At 55.6% G+C, this 18188-nt stretch carries 12 protein-coding genes and 1 pseudogene; 8 read left to right on the forward strand and 5 right to left on the reverse strand.

Annotated features, from left to right (window positions below):
- Positions 1-20 precede the first annotated feature (20 nt).
- Positions 21-2672 carry an ABC transporter substrate-binding protein gene (locus DMG62_03825; GenBank protein ID PYY24149.1) on the reverse strand — a complete coding sequence of 884 codons (2652 nt, stop codon included), beginning with the start codon at positions 2670-2672 and terminating at the stop codon, positions 21-23.
- Positions 2669-3010, reverse strand: a complete 342-nt coding sequence (locus DMG62_03830; protein PYY24150.1) for a PadR family transcriptional regulator — start codon at positions 3008-3010, stop codon at positions 2669-2671. Before DMG62_03830 ends, DMG62_03825 begins: the two co-directional genes overlap by 4 nt.
- Before the next feature lie 145 nt (positions 3011-3155).
- On the opposite strand from DMG62_03830, the gene DMG62_03835 reads away from it, so the two are divergent.
- Positions 3156-4121, forward strand: a complete 966-nt coding sequence (locus tag DMG62_03835) for a KpsF/GutQ family sugar-phosphate isomerase (GenBank protein PYY24151.1) — start codon at positions 3156-3158, stop codon at positions 4119-4121.
- Positions 4122-4191: 70 nt separating this feature from the next.
- Positions 4192-4404: a hypothetical protein gene (locus DMG62_03840; protein PYY24152.1), complete on the forward strand. Its 213-nt coding sequence runs from the start codon at positions 4192-4194 to the stop codon at positions 4402-4404.
- 115 nt (positions 4405-4519) lie between these two features.
- Here the strand turns inward: DMG62_03840 and DMG62_03845 are convergent, their stop codons facing one another.
- Both DMG62_03845 and DMG62_03850 read right to left on the reverse strand, forming a co-directional pair.
- Positions 4520-10666, reverse strand: coding sequence for a hypothetical protein (locus DMG62_03845; protein ID PYY24153.1), 6147 nt, complete (start codon positions 10664-10666; stop codon positions 4520-4522).
- A gap of 314 nt (positions 10667-10980) precedes the next feature.
- Positions 10981-12165, reverse strand: a complete 1185-nt coding sequence (locus DMG62_03850; protein PYY24154.1) for a methionine gamma-lyase — start codon at positions 12163-12165, stop codon at positions 10981-10983.
- A gap of 273 nt (positions 12166-12438) precedes the next feature.
- Here DMG62_03850 and DMG62_03855 point away from each other — a divergent pair, with 273 nt between their 5' ends.
- The 6 genes and pseudogenes from DMG62_03855 (at position 12439) to DMG62_03880 (ending at position 17702) form a co-directional block, all read left to right on the forward strand.
- Entirely contained in the window at positions 12439-12624 is a 186-nt protein-coding gene (locus tag DMG62_03855) for a hypothetical protein (protein ID PYY24155.1), read from the forward strand.
- A gap of 11 nt (positions 12625-12635) precedes the next feature.
- Entirely contained in the window at positions 12636-13529 is an 894-nt protein-coding gene (locus DMG62_03860; GenBank protein PYY24317.1) for a 3-hydroxyacyl-CoA dehydrogenase, read from the forward strand.
- A 131-nt stretch (positions 13530-13660) separates the two neighbouring features.
- On the forward strand, positions 13661-14911 hold the full coding sequence (locus tag DMG62_03865; protein PYY24318.1) for an ABC transporter substrate-binding protein: 1251 nt from the start codon (positions 13661-13663) through the stop codon (positions 14909-14911).
- Positions 14912-14913: 2 nt separating this feature from the next.
- Entirely contained in the window at positions 14914-16158 is a 1245-nt protein-coding gene (locus DMG62_03870; protein ID PYY24156.1) for an ABC transporter substrate-binding protein, read from the forward strand.
- A 385-nt stretch (positions 16159-16543) separates the two neighbouring features.
- Positions 16544-17098: pseudogene (locus DMG62_03875) on the forward strand (dihydrofolate reductase).
- Positions 17082-17702 (forward strand): hypothetical protein, encoded by a 621-nt coding sequence (locus DMG62_03880; GenBank protein ID PYY24157.1) that lies wholly within the window; start codon positions 17082-17084, stop codon positions 17700-17702. Before DMG62_03875 ends, DMG62_03880 begins: the two are co-directional and overlap by 17 nt.
- Before the next feature lie 119 nt (positions 17703-17821).
- On the opposite strand, the gene DMG62_03885 is transcribed toward DMG62_03880, so the two are convergent.
- Positions 17822-18130 carry a hypothetical protein gene (locus DMG62_03885; GenBank protein ID PYY24158.1) on the reverse strand — a complete coding sequence of 103 codons (309 nt, stop codon included), beginning with the start codon at positions 18128-18130 and terminating at the stop codon, positions 17822-17824.
- Positions 18131-18188: the final 58 nt, after the last annotated feature.

Genomic DNA, 18188 nt, shown 5'->3' on the forward strand with positions numbered 1-18188 from the left:
CCATGTATTGTTTTCGGAGGTCATTCTTCGCGCAGCAAGATGAGTGGATCGACGGACAGCGCTCGTTGTGCTGGGATCCACGTTGCGAGTAGTCCGAGCAGTGACATTGTCAGGACAGCACCCGCCAAAACGATAGGATCGCGGGGAGTTGCCGAATAAACGATGAAGGCAAGCACGCGGCTTGCGAGAATTCCGAGGAGCAGTCCTGCGGCGGAGCCGAGAGCGAGCAATTTGAATGCTCGTCCGAGTGCCGCGTGCAACACTTGCTTGCGCTCTGCGCCGAGGGCGATACGGATTCCCAGCTCTCGCAGGCGCTTGCTGACCGAATAGGCCGCCATTCCGAAGATGCCGGTGATCGCCAGCATCGCGCCCATGAGTCCCAGCACACCGAGAGCCATGGTCGCCATGCGCGCCCCAAACAGAATTGCGTCCAGTTCCTTGTAGCGCGTCTGGATGTAAATAGGCAGTCCTGCATCCAGATCATGCAGCGTGCTTCTGATGGCTGATCCCAGTTGCAGGGGATCGCGGCTGGAACGCACCACTAGCCATGTTGAACTCGTTGGAGCTTGCAAGATCGGGAAAAACATCGCGGGTGTTGGGTTTTCGGTGAGGCTGTTATATTTTCCGTCTTCGACAATGCCTACCACTTGAATACGACTTCCGTCCCGCAGCTTGTAATAGGCGCCGATCGCGTTGTTTACCGAGCCGAAGATCTTCCGCGCAAACACCGGATTAACCACCGCAACGCGCGGAGCAGGCTTGTCATCGTGCCAGGTAATCGTTCGTCCCGACAATAGAGAGGTGCCATCCGCTCGGAAGTAATCGGGAGATATGCTGAACATTGCGGCTTCAGTGGCAGCGTTGGCTGGACGCAAATCCGTGGTTTTGTCGGTAAAGACAATTGCGCTGTTCGCACCATCACTTAAGGGAACCGAATCCGCGAGCCCAACCGACTCGACTCCGGGAATTGCCTGTAGAACCTCGATCATGCGCCGCTGCATTTTGCGAACGCCCTCGCCCCTGTAGCCGCCCATCATGAGATCTGTATCTACGAGCATTGCGTTCTCCGGATTGAATCCGAAATCATTATGCAGCGAACGCACCAGGCCGCGCACCGCGACCATCGACGAGGTCACAAGCACCGCACAAATAGCAATCTGCACTACCAGCAGCAGGTCGCGGACGGTAATCCGTTGTCCCACTATGGCACTGGAGCCCTTCACGATCTCATACGCATTGGTGCGCAGTATCTGCCGCACTGGGACTGCGCCGAAGAGGAAACCGCTGACTAGCGCCAGTAACAGAGCGACGAGATAAACATTCGCGTCTGGGTTCACAGGCACCTGGATTGGCCAGTTGGCAAAGGGCCGCCACGCACTCAAACCGTGCAACAGCAGAACGCTGCCCCAAAGCCCGACAGCGCCTCCGATCAGGGAAATCAGCACGGCTTCAGTGAACACCTGCCGAAGAATGCGGGTGCGGCTCGATCCCAGCGCAAGCCGCAGGGCAACCTCGCGGGCACGGTCAGCCGCACGGGCTGCAAACAGACTTCCCAAATTGGCACATGCGGCCAGCAGAATCAGTCCTGCCAGCAGCATCAATCCTGCGAGAAAGCCTTGTACAGCCGGGCCAAGATAGTCGCCATAAAAACTTGGCTTCGCCAAGGAAAAGGTCATGTTGCTATCTTCTTTGGGATAACTCTTTTCCAGATAGGAACCGATAGAGTTTAGATCTGCGATTGCCCGCGCCCGAGTCACTCCCGGCTTCAGATGTCCCATGACCATGAAAACCCAGCGGACGCCGCGCTCATCCAGCTGACTCAATCCATCTATCTGCTCCCGGTTGATTATCGGCACAAACAGATCTGGATGGAAAAACATCAGTACCCCATGAAAATCAGGAGGCGCTACACCGAGAACGGTAAAGGGCTGTTTACTGAGCTGAATGGTCCGGCCGACGATGCCGGGATCGTCGTGGAAATGAGTGTGCCAACACTCGTAACTCAGTACGGCATAGGGAGCGCTGTTCAGGCCATGCTCGTCGGAACCGTGGAATAACCGGCCCAGATAGGGCTGAATGCCTAGAGCGTCGAAATAGTTTCCGCTCGTTTCAATTACCCAGGAGCGGTACGGATCCTTGCCGGTATCCAATCCAACCGCAGTGACGTTCCAAGCAATCAGACCATCGAAGCTGCGGTTGCGATCGCGCAGATCGAGATAGTCGGGATACGAGAAATTGCCTGCCTTGTCCTTACCGCGCTCAAGTTGGTAGAGGCTTTCCGCTTTCGGGACATTAAGCGGATGCAGGATGAAGGCATTGATCACGCTGAATACCACTGCGTTTGCGCCGATTCCCAATGCGAGCGTCAGAACGGTAACGGTTAAGAATCCGGGAGACTTGCGCAGCACGCGAAGACTCACGCGCACGTCTTGCAGAAGTGTGTCGAGAAAATTGCCGCCGAGTGCTTCCTGAATTTCCTCTTTCACACGCTCTTTGGCGCCAAATTCGAGGCCCGCGCGGCGCTCGGCTTCGGCACGGCTCAGACCTGAACGTTCGAGATCATCGGCTCGGCTCTGAATGTGAGAGCGAAGCTCTTCCTCTACCTCGTCGTCCAGGTCATCACGATGAAGAAACTTCGCGGCGAGGGAACGAAAATAAGCCAGGAGTTTCATACTTCCTCCGGTTGGGCCGCAAGCGCTGACCCGATGGCCGTAGCCAGCCGATTCCATCCCTCGGTTTCTTCCCGAAGGCGTTTACGTCCGGCGGTAGTTAGCTCGTAGAACTTGGCGCGACGATTGTTCTCTGATGTCCCCCAGCTTGCCTTCAATAGCCCTTGGCGCACCAGGCGGAACAACGCGGGATAAAGCGCTCCTTGCTCGATGAGCAGCGCCTTCCCGGAGATTTGCCCGATGCGCAGAAGCACTCCGTAGCCGTGAAGAGGACCTAAAGAAACAGTCTTCAGTATGAGGAGATCGAGGGTCCCGGGAAGGAGCTGGGCCTGTTCGGTCATTGTGTACTCCTAATGTGCTTAGGAGATTAGCGTGGCTCTCCTAAGCTGTCAAGGAGAAAGCGGGGACGAGCATTGGGGGTTGTGTTTTGACCCCTGGCCTTAGCATGATGCGTGTCTTTCTGGCTTTGTTACCATCTCTTCATCCATGTCCTCTACTGGGGAAAGCGTAGTTCGCATCGAGGCGGAGGCGCTCGTCGCGTTGGCAGATCGACTGGCTGGTCCTATGAAGCAGAGCTTCGAGCGAGCGGTGGATCTCCTGCATCGGTGCACCTCGCGAGTGGTCGTCACCGGGATGGGAAAGAGCGGAATCATCGCGCAGAAGATTGCGGCAACGTTAAGTTCCACTGGAACGCCTTCGTTATTCATGCATCCAGCTGAAGCTTTGCATGGAGACTTGGGGATGGTCGCCAGTGGAGACGTCGTCATCGCGCTCTCCTCAAGCGGCGAAACCGAAGAACTGTTAAAGCTTCTTGCCAAGATCAAACGCATCGGCGACGCGCTCATCTGCTTCACCTGCGATCTGCAATCCACGCTAGCGCAAGCCTCAGATGTTGCGCTCGATTGCTCGGTCCCGCGGGAGGGATGCAATCTGGGCCTGGCGCCCACTGCCAGCACGACAGCGATGCTTGCGCTCGGAGACGCAGTCGCGGTTGCACTCTCAGAAAAGCGGGGATTCAAAGAAGAGGACTTCGCCGAACTGCACCCAGGCGGAAAACTGGGCAAGAAGCTGATGCGCGTCTCCGAGCTGATGCATGCTGGAGATGCGTTGCCCCGCGTCACACCCGAGACCTCGATGCACGAGGTGATTTACGAGATGTCGCGTAAGAAGTTGGGCATGACAACGGTCGCCCAGAACGGGAAGCTGCTGGGCGTGATCAGCGATGGAGACCTGCGGCGCCTGCTCGAACGACGTGGGAAAGATGCGATGGACCTGAAAGCGGGCGAATGCATGACACGGACTCCGGTTACGGTGCCGCCATCGACCTTCGCCATGACTGCGTTGAACGTCATGGAGGAGCGCAAGATTACCTCGTTGGTTGTGATCGAAAGCGATTCGCAGCTGCTCGGAGTAGTCCATCTCCATGATCTGTGGGGAACGGAGTCGATCTGACGAGATTGATCTGATTCACGCAACAGCGCGGAAAGCGGTTGGTGCGTGAAACTACAACGAGGGCAAATCAATGTCTACTCCTGATCCACATCAAGCGCTCGAAGATTTGAACGACGAAGCGCTCCTGCCCAATCCGGTTAAGGTGCGCGACATGCTGTTTCATGCAAAGCTCGCGCCAGATCAATCTCTGGAACTCAATCGCCAATTCGCCGAATATCAGAAACATTTCGGGGAAGCTTTGAACTTGGCCAAGCAGATCCTGGGGAAGCTTACGGGCAAGTAAAAGGCTTCGCGCCCTCCTGGCGAGAGGCATTAGACGCGATTCATGCCGCCTGTCGCCAATTCCCGATACAGGAATCAGCAAAAAAAGCCAGCGCGGGAGTTCGGGGCCGAGCAGGCTACGGTATGACCGCGCTCGCAACTAAGGACAACCCGCTCTCGTTGTTGCTACTGTCGACAGCGGTCAATGCGTAGTAGTACGTCACACCGGAGGAAGCGGTCAAATCGGCGTACGACGTTGCGGCAATCTGGGTTGCGAGCGGCGAACCGAAATTGGCGGGTTGGCTCGGATCGCATGCACTTGCCGAAATCGAGCAGCGATATACGTTATATGTCACGTTCGGCGTGGTACTGGCTGTCCAGGTAAGCGAGACATTCGAAGTGCCCATGCCGGAGAGAGTCTGCGTCACATTATTGAGTCCAGTGAGGAAAGCGACGCTTCCCGAAGCTGGACCTGGTGAACCCGGCATTGGAGCGAAGGTGACGCTGAATGTCTGGCTCTGACCAGCCGCGATCGTAAACGGCAGAGCCGGCAAGCCAGAAATCGAGAAGGCTGCTCCCGACAGATTCGCAGCAGTGACTGTTACGGGCCCTCCAGCTGCACTCAGCGTGGCGGTCTGCGGGGAAGTGCTGCCGTCGGGCACGGACCCGAAGTTCACGGTCATGGGCGAGAGGCCAAGACCGGCGCCGGTCCCACTTAGCGTGATCGCTGGCGGAGTGTTCGATGCGTTGCTGGTGAACGAGAGCGAGCCAGACACACTGCCCGTTGCTAAAGGCGAGAAGCTCACGCTCAAGCCCTGGCTCTGTCCTGGGCTCAACGTCAGCGGGAAAGTGATTCCGCTTACAGCAAATCCAGCCCCGGTCAACGTGTCGTTCGTGACCGTAACGCTTCCGCCCGAGGCGCTCAGTGTTCCCGATTGCAGCGCGCTCGTCGTGCCGACAGTGATGTTTGAGAAGGTGAAACTCCCCGGTGAGGTCGAAAGAACCGGAACAGTCGCGAAGTTTATGCCAGTCTTCGAAGCATTGGAGACAGTTATCTGCTGGTTCGCCGGATTAAAAGTGTATCCAGTCTTCGTTGGGGTTACCGTGTAAGTGCCGTTTGCGATTCCAGTGAAGCTGTAGGTGCCATCTGCGGCCGCCGTAGTCGTTGCAATAGGGGCTCCGCTGAGAGTCAACGTGGCCCCTGCAGTATCAGAGGCGGGCTTTAGCGTGCCCGAAATAGTCCAAGTTTGGACGGTTGCGGTGAAGTTCACCGCCGTATTCGACGCTCCATTAATGGTGACGCTCTGGTTCACAGGACTGAAAGTCACGCCACTCTTTGTTGGTGTGACCGTGTAACTGCCGTTCAAAATTCCGCTAAAGCTATAGTTGCCAGTGGCATCTGCTGTCGTGGTAGAGCTGGCGGATCCGTTCAGATTCACAGTTGCTCCGGCGCCAGCGATGGTCAGCGTACCTGAAATTACGGCTGTCACCGTGAGTGCAAAACCGGTCGAATTGATCCCATTCTGGGACGCCGTAATGTTAGTTGTGCCACTGGCTAATCCCGTGGCAAGTCCGCTGGAGCTGATACTGGCATTCGCCGGAGTCGAACTCGCCCAGTTCACGGTATTCATTAAGTTCTGCGTGCTGCCGTCGCTAAACCTTCCGGTAGCAGTGAATTGTTCCGTAAGTCCGATACCAAGCGATGTGTTGGGTGCGGTCACGTTGATCGACTGTAGTGCTGGCGCAGCCACAGTGAGGGTGAAACCGTTGGAGTTAATGCCGCTCTGAGTTGCGGTGATGTTGCTGGAACCGATTGATGATCCGGTAGCCAGACCCGTGGAGCCGATATTCACCGTCGTCGGACTCGAAGAAGCCCAGTTCGCCGTCTTCGTCAGATCCTGAGTGCTGCCGTCGCTGAAGGTTCCGGTGGCGGTGAATTGTACTGTTGTGCCTTTAGCAATCGAAGAACTGCTTGCGCTTACGTTGATCGACTGCAGCGTAGCTGCCGTAACCACAAGAGCGAAGCTGTTGGATGTAATTCCATTCTGCGTTGCGGTGATATTACTCGAACCAATGGCGGCTCCGGTCGCGAGGCCGGTAGCGTCGAGATTGACTGCGCTTGGGCTCGAATTGGCCCATGTAGCCGTATTCGTAAGATTTTGAGTGCTGCCGTCGCTGAATGTTCCGGTGGCGGTGAACTGCACACTCGTACCCTTGGCGATGGAGGAACTGCCAGCGCTGATCGTGATGGATTGCAGCGTAGCTGCCGTTACGGTAAGAGCAATCGAGTTGGAGCTGATGCCGTTCTGGGTCGCAGTGATGTTGCTTAAACCGATCGCCGCTCCAGTCGCCAGACCGGTCGAGTTAATGTTAACGGATGTCTGACTCGAAGAAGCCCACGTGGCGGTGTTTGTCAGATTCTGTGTGCTGCCATCGCTGAAGGTTCCGGTGGCGGTGAACTGCACGCTCGTGCCCTTGGCCATCGATGTCTTGGGCGAGCTGATCGTGATGGCTTGCAATGTCGCCGCCGTGACAGTTAGCGCAAAGCTATTCGAGGTGATCCCATTCTGGGTAGCGATGATGTTGCTGGAGCCAATCGCCGTTCCGCTAGCCAAACCTGCGGTACTGACATTTACGGTTACAGGACTTGAAGAGGTCCATGTCGCGGTGCTGGTCAGGTTTTGAGTGCTGCCATCGGTAAAGGTTCCCGTTGCGGTGAACTGAATGCTGGTGCCCTTCGCAATCAAGGAACTGTTGGCGCTGACAGTGATCGATTGCAGTATCGCCGCAGTGACCGTCAAAGCGAAAGTGTTGGATGTGATTCCGTTCTGAGTCGCCGTGATATTGCTTGAGCCGGTGGCCGCTCCTGTGGCCAAACCCATACTATTGATGTTGACAGTTGCCGGACTCGAAGAAGCCCATGTCGTCGAAGTTGCCAGATTCTGGGTGCTCCCGTCGCTGAAAGTTCCGGTCGCCGTGAACTGAACGCTGGTGCCCTTGGCGATCGAAGAACCGTTTGCGCTAATCGTGATCGACTGCAACGTAGCAGCTGTTACTGATAAAGCAAACGTGTTGGACGTGACTCCGTTTTGACTCGCGGTAATGTTGCTAGAGCCGATTGCGGCGCCTGTCGCCAACCCTGCATCGCTGATGTTTACGGTCTCAGCACTCGAGGAAACCCAGGTGGCTGTGCTGGTTAGATTTTGAGTGCTGCCGTCGCTGAAAGTCCCTATCGCCGTGAATTGAATGCTCGTGCCCATTGCAATTGAAGAGCTGTTGGCGCCGATGCTGAGCGATTGCAGTGTGGCGGCGCTGACTGTCAAAGCAAAACTGCTTGAAGTAATTCCGCTTTGGGTCGCAGTAATGTTGCTTGAGCCGATTGCTACGCCCGTGGCCAGGGCGAAAGTATTGATGTTGATGGTTGCTGGACTTGAAGACGACCATGTCGCGGTATGTGTCAGGTCCTGAGTGCTGCCGTCACTGAAAGTCCCTGTCGCGGTGAATTGCAAGGTTGTACCTTTCGCGATCGACGAACTGCTGGCGCTGAGGGCGATTAATCGCAGCGTTGCCGCAGTTACTGACAGTGCAAAGGAATTCGAGATAACCCCAACCTGCGTCGCTGTGATGTTGCTCGATCCCACGGCCACTCCCGTGGCAAGACCCTTGGAGCTCATGTTGACGGTTGCCGGATTGAAAGAAACCCACGTGGCAGTATTCGTCAGATTCTGAGTGCTGCCATCGCTAAAGGTTCCGGTGGCAGTGAACTGCACACCGGTGCCTGTAGCGATCGAAGCGCTGTCAGCGCTGATCGCGATCGACTGCAGCGTAGCAGCCGTCACGTTTAACGCGAAGCCGTTGGAAGTAATTCCGTTTTGAGTCGCAGTGATGTTGCTGGAACCAAGCGCCGCTCCCATGGCAATCCCCGTGGGGCTGACGTTGACGGTTGCTGGACTCGCGGAAGCCCAGGTCGCCGTGTTTGTCAGGTTCTGAGTGCTGCCGTCGCTGAAGGTTCCGGTCGCAGTGAGCTGAATGCTGGTGCCTTTGGCAATCGACGAGCTCGCGGCGCTTACTGTGATCGACTGCAGGCTCGCTGCCGTCACCGATAAAGCAAAGGCGGCGGAAGTAACGCCGTTCTGGCTTGCCGTGATGTTGACCGAACCGATAGCCGCTCCCGTTGCGAGGCCCGCAGCGCTAGTGTTCACTGTCGCCGTATTCGAAGATGCCCACGTTGCTGTGTTTGTCAGGTTCTGGGTGCTGCCATCGCTGAAGGTTCCGGTAGCCGTGAACTGAACGCTTGTGCCCTTCGCGATCGAGGAACTGTTGGCGCTGATCGTAATCGATTGCAGCGTCGAGGCCGTAACGCCAAGCGGGACAGTATTGGAAGTAATTCCATTCTGGGATGCGGTGATGTTGCTGGAACCAGTAGCCACTCCGGTAGCCAAACCTGTAGCACTGATATTTACCGTCGCGGGACTGAAAGAAGTCCATGTAGCGGTGCTTGTGAGACTTTGAGAGCTGCCGTCACTGAAGATTCCTGTTGCGGTGAACTGAACGCTTGTGCCTTTGGCGATGGACGAAGTGTTCGCGCTGATCGTGATCGACTGCAGATTTGCCGCCGTTACCGCCAGCGCAAAGGCGTTCGACGTGATCCCATTCTGGGATGCGGTGATGTTACTCGATCCAACAGCCGCTCCTGTGGCAAGACCTGTGGAACTGATGTTGACCGCTCCCTGGCTTGAGGAGGTCCACGTAGCTGCATTTGTCAGATTCTGAGTGCTGCCGTCACTGAAGGTTCCTGTTGCCGTGAACTGAACGCTCGTGCCCTTGGCGATGGAGGAAGTGTTAGCGCTAATTCTGATCGACTGCAGCGTCGCCGCTGTAACTGTCAAAGCGAAACTGTTCGATGTGATTCCGTTTTGGCTCGTTGTAATGTTGCTGGAACCCATCCCCGTCCCAGTAGCCAAGCCAGCGGCGTTGATGCTCACCGTTGCTGGACTCGAAGAAGCCCAGGTTGCCGAGTTCGTCAAGTTCTGGATGCTGCCATCGCTGAAGGTTCCGGTGGCAATGAACTGAACACTGGTGCCCTTTGCGATCGAAGAACTGCTTGCGCTGACGGCAATCGACTGCAGCGTGGCTGCGGTCACAGTCAGGACGAAGGTGTTAGAGGTAACTCCGCTTTGTGCAGCGGTGATGTTACTGGAGCCGGTCCCAACTGCTGAGGCCAAACCGGCATTCAAAGTCGTGGCTGCGATATTTGAGGAGCTCCAGGTGGCAGAGTTCGTCAGATTCTGCGTGCTGCCGTCGCTGAAGATTCCAGTAGCTGTGAACTGCTCTGTCGTTCCTTTAGCGAGGGACGCATTCGGTCCGTTAATCGTGATCGACGTCAGCGTGGCTGCGGTGACCGCCAGGGCGAAGATATTTGAGGTTACGCCATTCTGCGTTGCCGTGATATTGCTCGCGCCAACCGCTGCTCCGGCTAGCAGGCCGCCGGGTGCGATAGTAGCTGCAGGGGAAGAAGATTGCCACGTGACCGAATTGGTCAGATTCTCAGTGCTGCCATCGCTGAAGGTTCCGGCCGCAGTCAACTGCTCAGTTGTTCCTTTGGCAATCGAGGAGTTCGGAGCGTTGATCGTAATGGATTGCAGTGTCACTGTACCTGGAGTCACTGTGAGGGTGAAGCTGTTGGATGTGATCCCATTTTGGATCGCAGTGATCACGCTGGATCCTGTGCCCACTCCGGTACTAACGCCACCAGCCGTCATGCTCGCGACCGTAGGATTCGAGGAGCTCCAGGCTGCCGAGCTGGTTAGATCCTGAGTAGTGCCGTCGGTAAGTGTGCCCAAGGCTGTGAATTGAGCAGTGCTTCCTTTTATGATCGAAGCGCTCGACGCCGAAATATTAATGGACTGCAGTGGAGCCGACGCGGTGAAATTCACGCTGGTGTTCGATGCTCCATTCAGCGTCACCGACTGGCTCGCAGGGCTAAAGGTCAATCCACCCTTAGTCGGAGCAACGATGTAACTGCCGTTGCTCAAGCCGGTGAAGCTGTAATTACCGTTCGCGTCGGCCGTGGTGGTTGCGCTCGAGCCTCCGCTCAACGTCACCGTTGCTCCAGCGGTCTTGATCGCCGGGCTCAGCGTGCCTGAAAGATTAAAGAAAGTAGGCGTCGGCGATGATGAAGGAGCCGAAGAAGTGACGCCTGTGCTTCCGCATCCTGCACAGACGATCAGGATCAGAGACACGAAGAGACACAAGAATCCTATGCGAACGAATCGATTGCCCACAGCACCTGCTCTTTCTAACCGCCGAGTGCTTGACCAGAAGAATCACCGGCCAGAGTGGGTTTCCCTTAATTCGTTTTGGTAAAGTGTGGTCCTGGCAAAACAGCCACCAGGCCAAGGGTTTTCTAGCCCCGTTCAGAAGGTGCGCAGAAGGACTGGGGGTAGCGCACAACGATAATAACAACTCAGATGCTGCCTTCGAAGATGCCGTTAGTGAATGTCCCTGGAGGGCGATTAAACCGTCTATTTTCTGAGGCTTGGCTTCCTAAGGTGCGGCGTCCGTGTGTGGAAATGTTACGCCGACTTGCGCCTGCGAATCAGGCACTCTGGCACAAGGCTTGCTCGAAGTCGGAGACCAGATCGTCCTTACCTTCCAAGCCGACGGAGATACGAAGCAGACCCGGCGCAATTCCGATCTTTGCTGCCTCTTCCAGGGTCATATAGTGCAGAAAGTTTGAAGCGGGATGGACCGCTAGAGTCTCAACTCCTCCGAGGCTTGCAGCTCGCGAAGCCAATTGCAGGCGGCTCAGAAAACGGTCGGCGGCTTCGTATCCTCCCTTAATTTCGAAGCTGAGCATGCCGCCGAAACCTGACATTTGTCGGTTGGCGAGTTCGTGCTGCGGATGGCTTTTCAAACCAGGGTAGTAAACAGACTCCACAGAGGGATGTTTCTCGAGAGCCTGAGCGAGCTGCAGCGCGTTTTCGTTGTGTTGGCGTACACGAAGAGCAAGCGTCCGCAAGCCGCGAAGCATGAGCCAGGCATCGAATGGCCCAAGCGCCGCGCCGAGAATCACATGAGTATTCCAAATATTCGTGATCCATTCTTTGCTGCCCATCACAGCTCCGGCAATTAGATCCGAATGTCCGCCGAAGTATTTCGTCGCGCTGTGGAAGACCAGGTCCATGCCAAGATCAATTGGGCGCTGATTGAGCGGCGTAGCGAAGGTATTGTCGATTAGCGTTGTAATGCCGCGCGACTTCGCAATTGCGGCAACGGCTCGCAGGTCGGTAAGGGTCATGATCGGATTGCTGGGGCTCTCGACGACAATAAGTTTTGTGTTGGGACGCACGGCTCTTTCAAACGCGGAAGAATCGCGCTGGTCCACTTGTGTTACTTCAATCCCAAATCGCGGTATCAGCCTTTGCAGCAGGTTTGTCGTGCCGCCATAGTGATTCGTCTGCGCAACCACGTGATCGCCCTTGCCGAGGATGGTGAGAACTGTGGCGCTAACTGCGGCCATACCCGAAGCTGTCACGAGCGCGGATTCAGTACCTTCAAGCGCGGCGAGCACACTTTCTACCTGGCTCAACGTCGGATTCCCATATCGGGTATAAAACTCCGGGTGCCGAGCCTCTCCCGCACGTTTGGCGAAGTCCTCTCCTGAAACTCCGCGAAATGTAGCAGTCTGATAGATCGGCGCCACCACTGCGGACGTGGAGTTCAGCTTGCGGTCGCCGTGGATTAGTCGAGTTTCAACGGAGTTCTTATTTCTTTGCGTCATGACCTAACCTTTCTGGGCGAATCGTGTTCCACTGAATCTTAAGCTCGGCATGTTGCGCGGGCCTAAGCGGACATGTGAAGCTCCAAAATCTGTGTTCATCCTACAATCTGCGCTCATCTTCTTGAGTAGTTGCTTCTGCCTTTCGAGAATGTAGGAGATGACCTATGTCAGTCACGCGAACTGATTGACAGGAACGACGCCTCCCCTAGACGAATCCCTTTACAACCAGCACAATAGAAAGTTCGTCTCGACAACGCGAACACAAGGAGAGTTATGGTCATTTCTGGCGAAGCCATTCGCATGATGAACTATGTTGACGATATTTCCGCCACTTTGCGCCGTATCGCCGCTAACATTCCGATGATGACGGATGAAGAGCGGAAACGGCTGGCAGATTACATGCGTAAAGCCGAGCCGAGCTATCCGGGGATGATCGACAAATTGGAGAAGGGAAGCTAGTTGTGGCTTCCGTGAAGACGGTTGCGGTGATCGGAGCCGGCATTATGGGCCGGGGCATCGCCCACGTAGCAGCGCTCGGCGGATATCGCACCATTCTCGAGGACATTCTCCCCGCCAGCCTGCATAAGGCCGAAAGCGAGATTCGCACGAACCTCGACAAGGGAGTGGAACTAGGCAAACTGGAAAAGTCCGCAGCCGATGCAGCGTTTTCGCGCATACAACTTGTCGGCACGGTGGAAGAAGCGGCACGCGAAGCCGATCTCGTAATCGAGGCTGTCCCGGAAGAGATGGACTCGAAGATCGAGATCTTCACCCTGCTCGACAAGATCTGCCGTCCTGCGACCATTTTGGCTTCGAATACTTCGTCACTGAGCGTGACGGAGATCGCGTCGGTGACGTACCGTCCACGAAACTGCGTGGGCATGCATTTCTTTAATCCAGTACACAAAATGAAGCTGCTCGAAGTCGTCCGTGCCCTCGAAACCGACGATGAGACCATCGCCGCTGCGACTGAAGTGGGACAGGGCATGGGCAAAGAAGTTGTAGTGATTAAGGAGTCTCCCGGATTCATCACCAGCCGCATTAATGCCATGATTGGAAACGAAGCTTTTTACATGCTCCAGGAGGGGATCGCCTCGGCCGAGGACATCGACAAGGCATTGAAATTAGGGCTGAATCATCCAATGGGACCGTTTGAGCTGGTCGATCTCGTTGGACTCGACACTAGGCTGCACATCCTCGAGTACCTCCACAAAGCTCTTGGCGAGAAGTTTCGTCCTGCTCCGCTTCTGGTGCAGCACGTAAAAGCTGGGAGATTGGGACGAAAAAGCGGACGAGGCGTCTTCGAGTATCCCGACGTCCAAAAGAACAAAGAAAAGAGCTCCGAATCCAAATTGGTCCACTAACATCCCGCAGTTTCGAGGGTCTATATGCTGAGGCGAAGGTGTGCCGCGGGAACATTCTCGATCGCTCGGCGTCAGTAACCAATAGTCTTTCAGGAACTTAAGCATCTCCCTGCGCGTACACCATGAACAGCATGCAGCTCTTGTTCGACATCTTTACCCAGACCCTGCAGACCCTCTGGGCACACAAGCTGCGCTCGTTTCTCACTATGTTCGGCATTGCCTGGGGCGTGGGCTCGCTGCTGCTGCTGGTTGGATTGGGAGAAGGGTTCCGTAGTGGCCAGCGCCGGCAGATGGCTACGATGGGACAAGACATTATCATGCTGTGGTCCGGTCGCGTTCCAGCGCAGTCAGGCAGCAGTACCGGACAGCGCCAGTACTACCTCACCTATCGCGACTATCAGGACATCGTTCGAGAAGCGAAGCATGTGCGCAACGCCGCTACCCTGATAAATCGCGGCGACATTCGCGCCGTCAGTGATCTCACCAACGCCAACGGACAAGTGAACGGCACGACTCCGAGCCTGGGCAAAATTCGTTACATTCCGATTGGGGAAGGACGGTGGCTGAACGACGCCGACATTGCCGAGAAGCGCAACGTCGCTGTGATCGGAGACGAGATGTCGCGCAATCTCTATCCCGGCACAAATGCCTTGGGAGCGAGCTTACTGTTGAATGGCGTACGCTTTCAGATCGTCGGAATCGTGAGTTCCATCGGCGTGAACGAGAACAACAGCACCAACAATCGCGTTTACATTCCGTACGCGACGATGCATCAATTTTTTCCTCTGACCAACGTTGGCGACACTCCCGACGCGGTTTCGACTATCAACTACCAGCCAGACATTCCCGATAATCACGATTTAGCCAAGGAAGAAGTGCACAGGATTATCGGACGTAATCACCAGTTCGATCCCAACAACAAGGAAGCAATCGAGGAGTGGGACACGATCCAGAGCCAGCGCATGGTGGGTAAAATCTTCGACGCCATGAACGCATTCCTGGGCAGCGTCGGCATTGTTACGCTCGCTCTGGGCGCTATCGGTATCATCAACATCATGCTGGTATCGGTTACGGAGCGCACGCGTGAGATCGGATTGCGCAAGGCTCTCGGCGCCACGAATGGCAGCATACTCACGCAATTTTTTCTCGAAGGCATACTGCTTACTGTGCTCAGCGGAGGCATCGGCATGGCGGGCGCGGCGGGTTTGATGGCAGCGTTAGGCACATTGCCCGCGCCTCCCGGATTTGACACTCCCAAATTGGTACCGTCATCCGCTGCGTTAGCCATCGGCTGTCTGGCGCTGGCGGGACTTGCAGCCGGACTTTATCCAGCGCGCAAAGCGGCAATGCTTCAACCAGTAGAAGCACTGCGAAAGGAGTAGTTATGGTTCGCGATCTCCTCGGACAAGCCTACGGCGCCATGAAACACGACCGTCGTCGCGCAACCCTTACCATGTTGGGAATGGCGTGGGGCATCGCCACCGTGGTGCTGTTGCTGGCCTATGGCTCCGGTTTCGGACGCGCGGTTGACGCCATCTTTGCCAATTGGGGAGCGAAGATCATCGGAGTCTGGCCGAACCGCACATCGCTTCAGGCGGGTGGGACGAAAGCGGGATCGAAGATCCGCTTCAAGATCGAAGACGTTGAGTACATCCAAAGCACCGTTCCGCTGATCAAGCACGTGAGTCCTTCCGCGTGGAAGCAGGATGCCGTGCAGTACGAGAATCGCACGTTCACTTTCCCCGTGAACGGCTACTACGCGAACATCCAGAAGATTCTCAATTTCCCCATTGATTACGGGCGCTTCTTCGACGATCACGATAACGAAATCCGCGCGCGCGTGGCAGTGATCGGCTCAGAGGCAAAGAACAAACTGTTTTCCGGACGCTACCCAATCGGGGAAAAGATACGCCTCGATGGCATGAGCTTCGAAGTGATCGGTGTGCTTACGGCCAAGATGCAGGAAGGCGGCAACGATGACGCCAACCGTCAGATCCTGATTCCGTTCAATACCATGGGCGAGATGAAGGACTTGCAATACATAGACGGCATCTGGATGGATTACGACACCTTTGCCTATACCGGCGTGGAGGAGGGAGTCCGTGCAGCGCTCGCACACCTTCATGGCTACAACGTGAAGGACCGTCGCGCCGTTTTCCTCTACAACGCGATGAAGCAGGTGACACAGTTCGAGATCATTAAGCTCGGACTGAAAGTACTGCTCGCCTTTATCGGTGCCCTCACCCTAGGCATCGGCGGTATTGGTCTGATGAACATCATGCTGGTTTCCGTCTCACAGCGCACGAAGGAAATTGGTGTGGAAAAGGCCTTGGGCGCACGAAAAGGCCACATTCTGTTCCAATTTTTAGCCGAAGCTCTCACCATTACGTTCGCCGGCGGACTTCTGGGAATCATCCTGGCGTATGCAATCTCAATCGCAGCGGGGCGAATTACGTTCTACAGCGCCATCGCGAAGAATGCTGAAGCAGCTGACATCCGCTTGATCATCGATCCCTCAACTCTGATCATCTCAACGGTGATTCTGACCATAGTTGGCATCGTGAGCGGCATGCTCCCAGCGATCAAAGCAGCCAACCTCGATCCAATCGAAGCTCTGAGATACGAGTAGAGCGTTAGCTGACTTTAACTACGTGGATCCGGCGGCCCTCGGCGGGCGGGGGTTCCCGTCTATTTGCCGCACGTAGGCTGAAGGGCAAAGGGCCTCACGTTCAACGCAACTTTCGTGAAACAGGTTATCCGATCATCAGCGATGCATTCCTGTTTGGGAACATCCGCTCGTTCGCGTACGGTGCTGCCGCAGGGTCGATCTCTCATGTATTCGTGCCGCACCTATGAAGAACCAACATTGCAGAAGACTTTTGGCGATGATATGAGACCTTCTGTGCCAGCGTCCGAAGACGGATTCCGAGGCTGACTCCTTGGCACGGCTAAGATCTGCGCGCGGCCCGAAGTAGGCGCGCGCGTCACACAGTATTTGAACCACACATAAGGTCATGAAAAAACGCAGAAAAATCATCGTCTACATCGCTACCAGCGTCGATGGTTACATCGCAAAGCCGAATGGTGACATGGAATGGCTGAATCGCCGACCGCGCAAAGCGGACTACGGCATGCGCAGGTTCTACTCGTCTATCGATACCATCCTTCTGGGACGCAAGACTTACGACTGGACTCTCGATTACTGCAAGAAGAACGGCATCAAAGGCGGGGTGTTCGATAAGAAGATAGCCAATTACGTGTTCTCGTAGAAGCCTCCGAAGAAGGTTGCGCCGGGCGTGCAATTTGTAACGGAACCCGTGAAAGCCTTTGCGCGGCGTCTGCGCGCAAAGCCGGGAAAGCATATATGGATGATGGGCGGGGGAAAACTGATCGCCTCATTCCTCGATGCAGGCGAAATCGATGAATTCGATATTCACGTCATCCCGACCTTCATCGGTCAGGGTATACCCCTAATAGCGCCACGACATCGGGACATCTCGCTGCATTTACGCTCAGCGCGAAAGTATCCGGACGGTGTAGTTCGATTGCGCTATGAGATCGCAAGATAGGGAATATGCCTGGTGGTCCATTCTGATATCAGCCCTGGCTTACGATCATGAAATCTTGAGGACTCCCGAAAGCTATAATCCTGCCATGCCATTGAAAAGCCTGGCCGCTGCATTCATCGAGTTTTCCCGCTGGAAGTTGCTGGACGAGTACTGGCCGCGTTTGCGCGCTTGTGTGGAATCTCTCAGCGATGAGCAAGTGTGGTGGCGTGCGAATGAAGCGAGCAACAGCGTCGGCAACTTGATCTTGCACCTGAATGGAAACGTGAATCAGTGGCTGGTTGCCCCATTCGATCATCGCGAGGACAAGCGCAATCGCCCAGCTGAATTCTCGGAGCGGCAAGTGATACCCACAGGACAGTTGCTGGAGACGATCGCCAGAACGTTGCAGGATGCGGCAGCGGTAATGGCTAGCATCAGTGAGTCCGACCTCCTCGCGACATACAACATCCAGGGCTACACCGTCAGCGGACTGCACGCGGTGTATCAGGTAATCGAGCACTTCGGACTGCATTACGGACAGATCACCTACATTACAAAAATGCTGCGTGGCATAGATCTAGGCTTTTATCGCGAGTTGCAGGCTACTGGACGGTTGAACGGATAGATGAAATCAAATGACAGTGCAGAATAAGCACACGCTTCAAACTTAGCGAAACGCTGGAGCACCCACACTTTGCAATCGCGAGCAGGAGAACACCAACCTCACGAAGAGAGGAATGCGCCCTACTTGACGGCCACGAGTCCCAACGGCTGTGGATCTCGAGGCACAAAGAAGAAGGGGGACCCGGGTAGCGTTGCAAGTGCGCCGGAGTTCTGATCGATGGTGTATCCCGTGATACTTGTGTTCGCCCGAACGTACAGGAATCTTCCGGATAGATCGGTAACAAGTCCAAAAATCGGAGTATCGCGGTTTGTGAATGGCGAACCAGGAACCTGAGTCAGCGCGCCGGAGCTGTGGATCTGGAATGCTGTGATCTTCGGTTCGTCGTAGTCACCCACGTACAAAAAGTGTCCAGACGGATCGAATCCCATAGAGACCGGTCTGCGCGATGTTGTCGCGAACGGAGAGCCTGCAATTGGAGTCAGAACC

The organism is Acidobacteriota bacterium (assembly GCA_003225175.1).
Classification (GTDB): Bacteria; Acidobacteriota; Terriglobia; order Terriglobales; family Acidobacteriaceae; genus Gp1-AA112.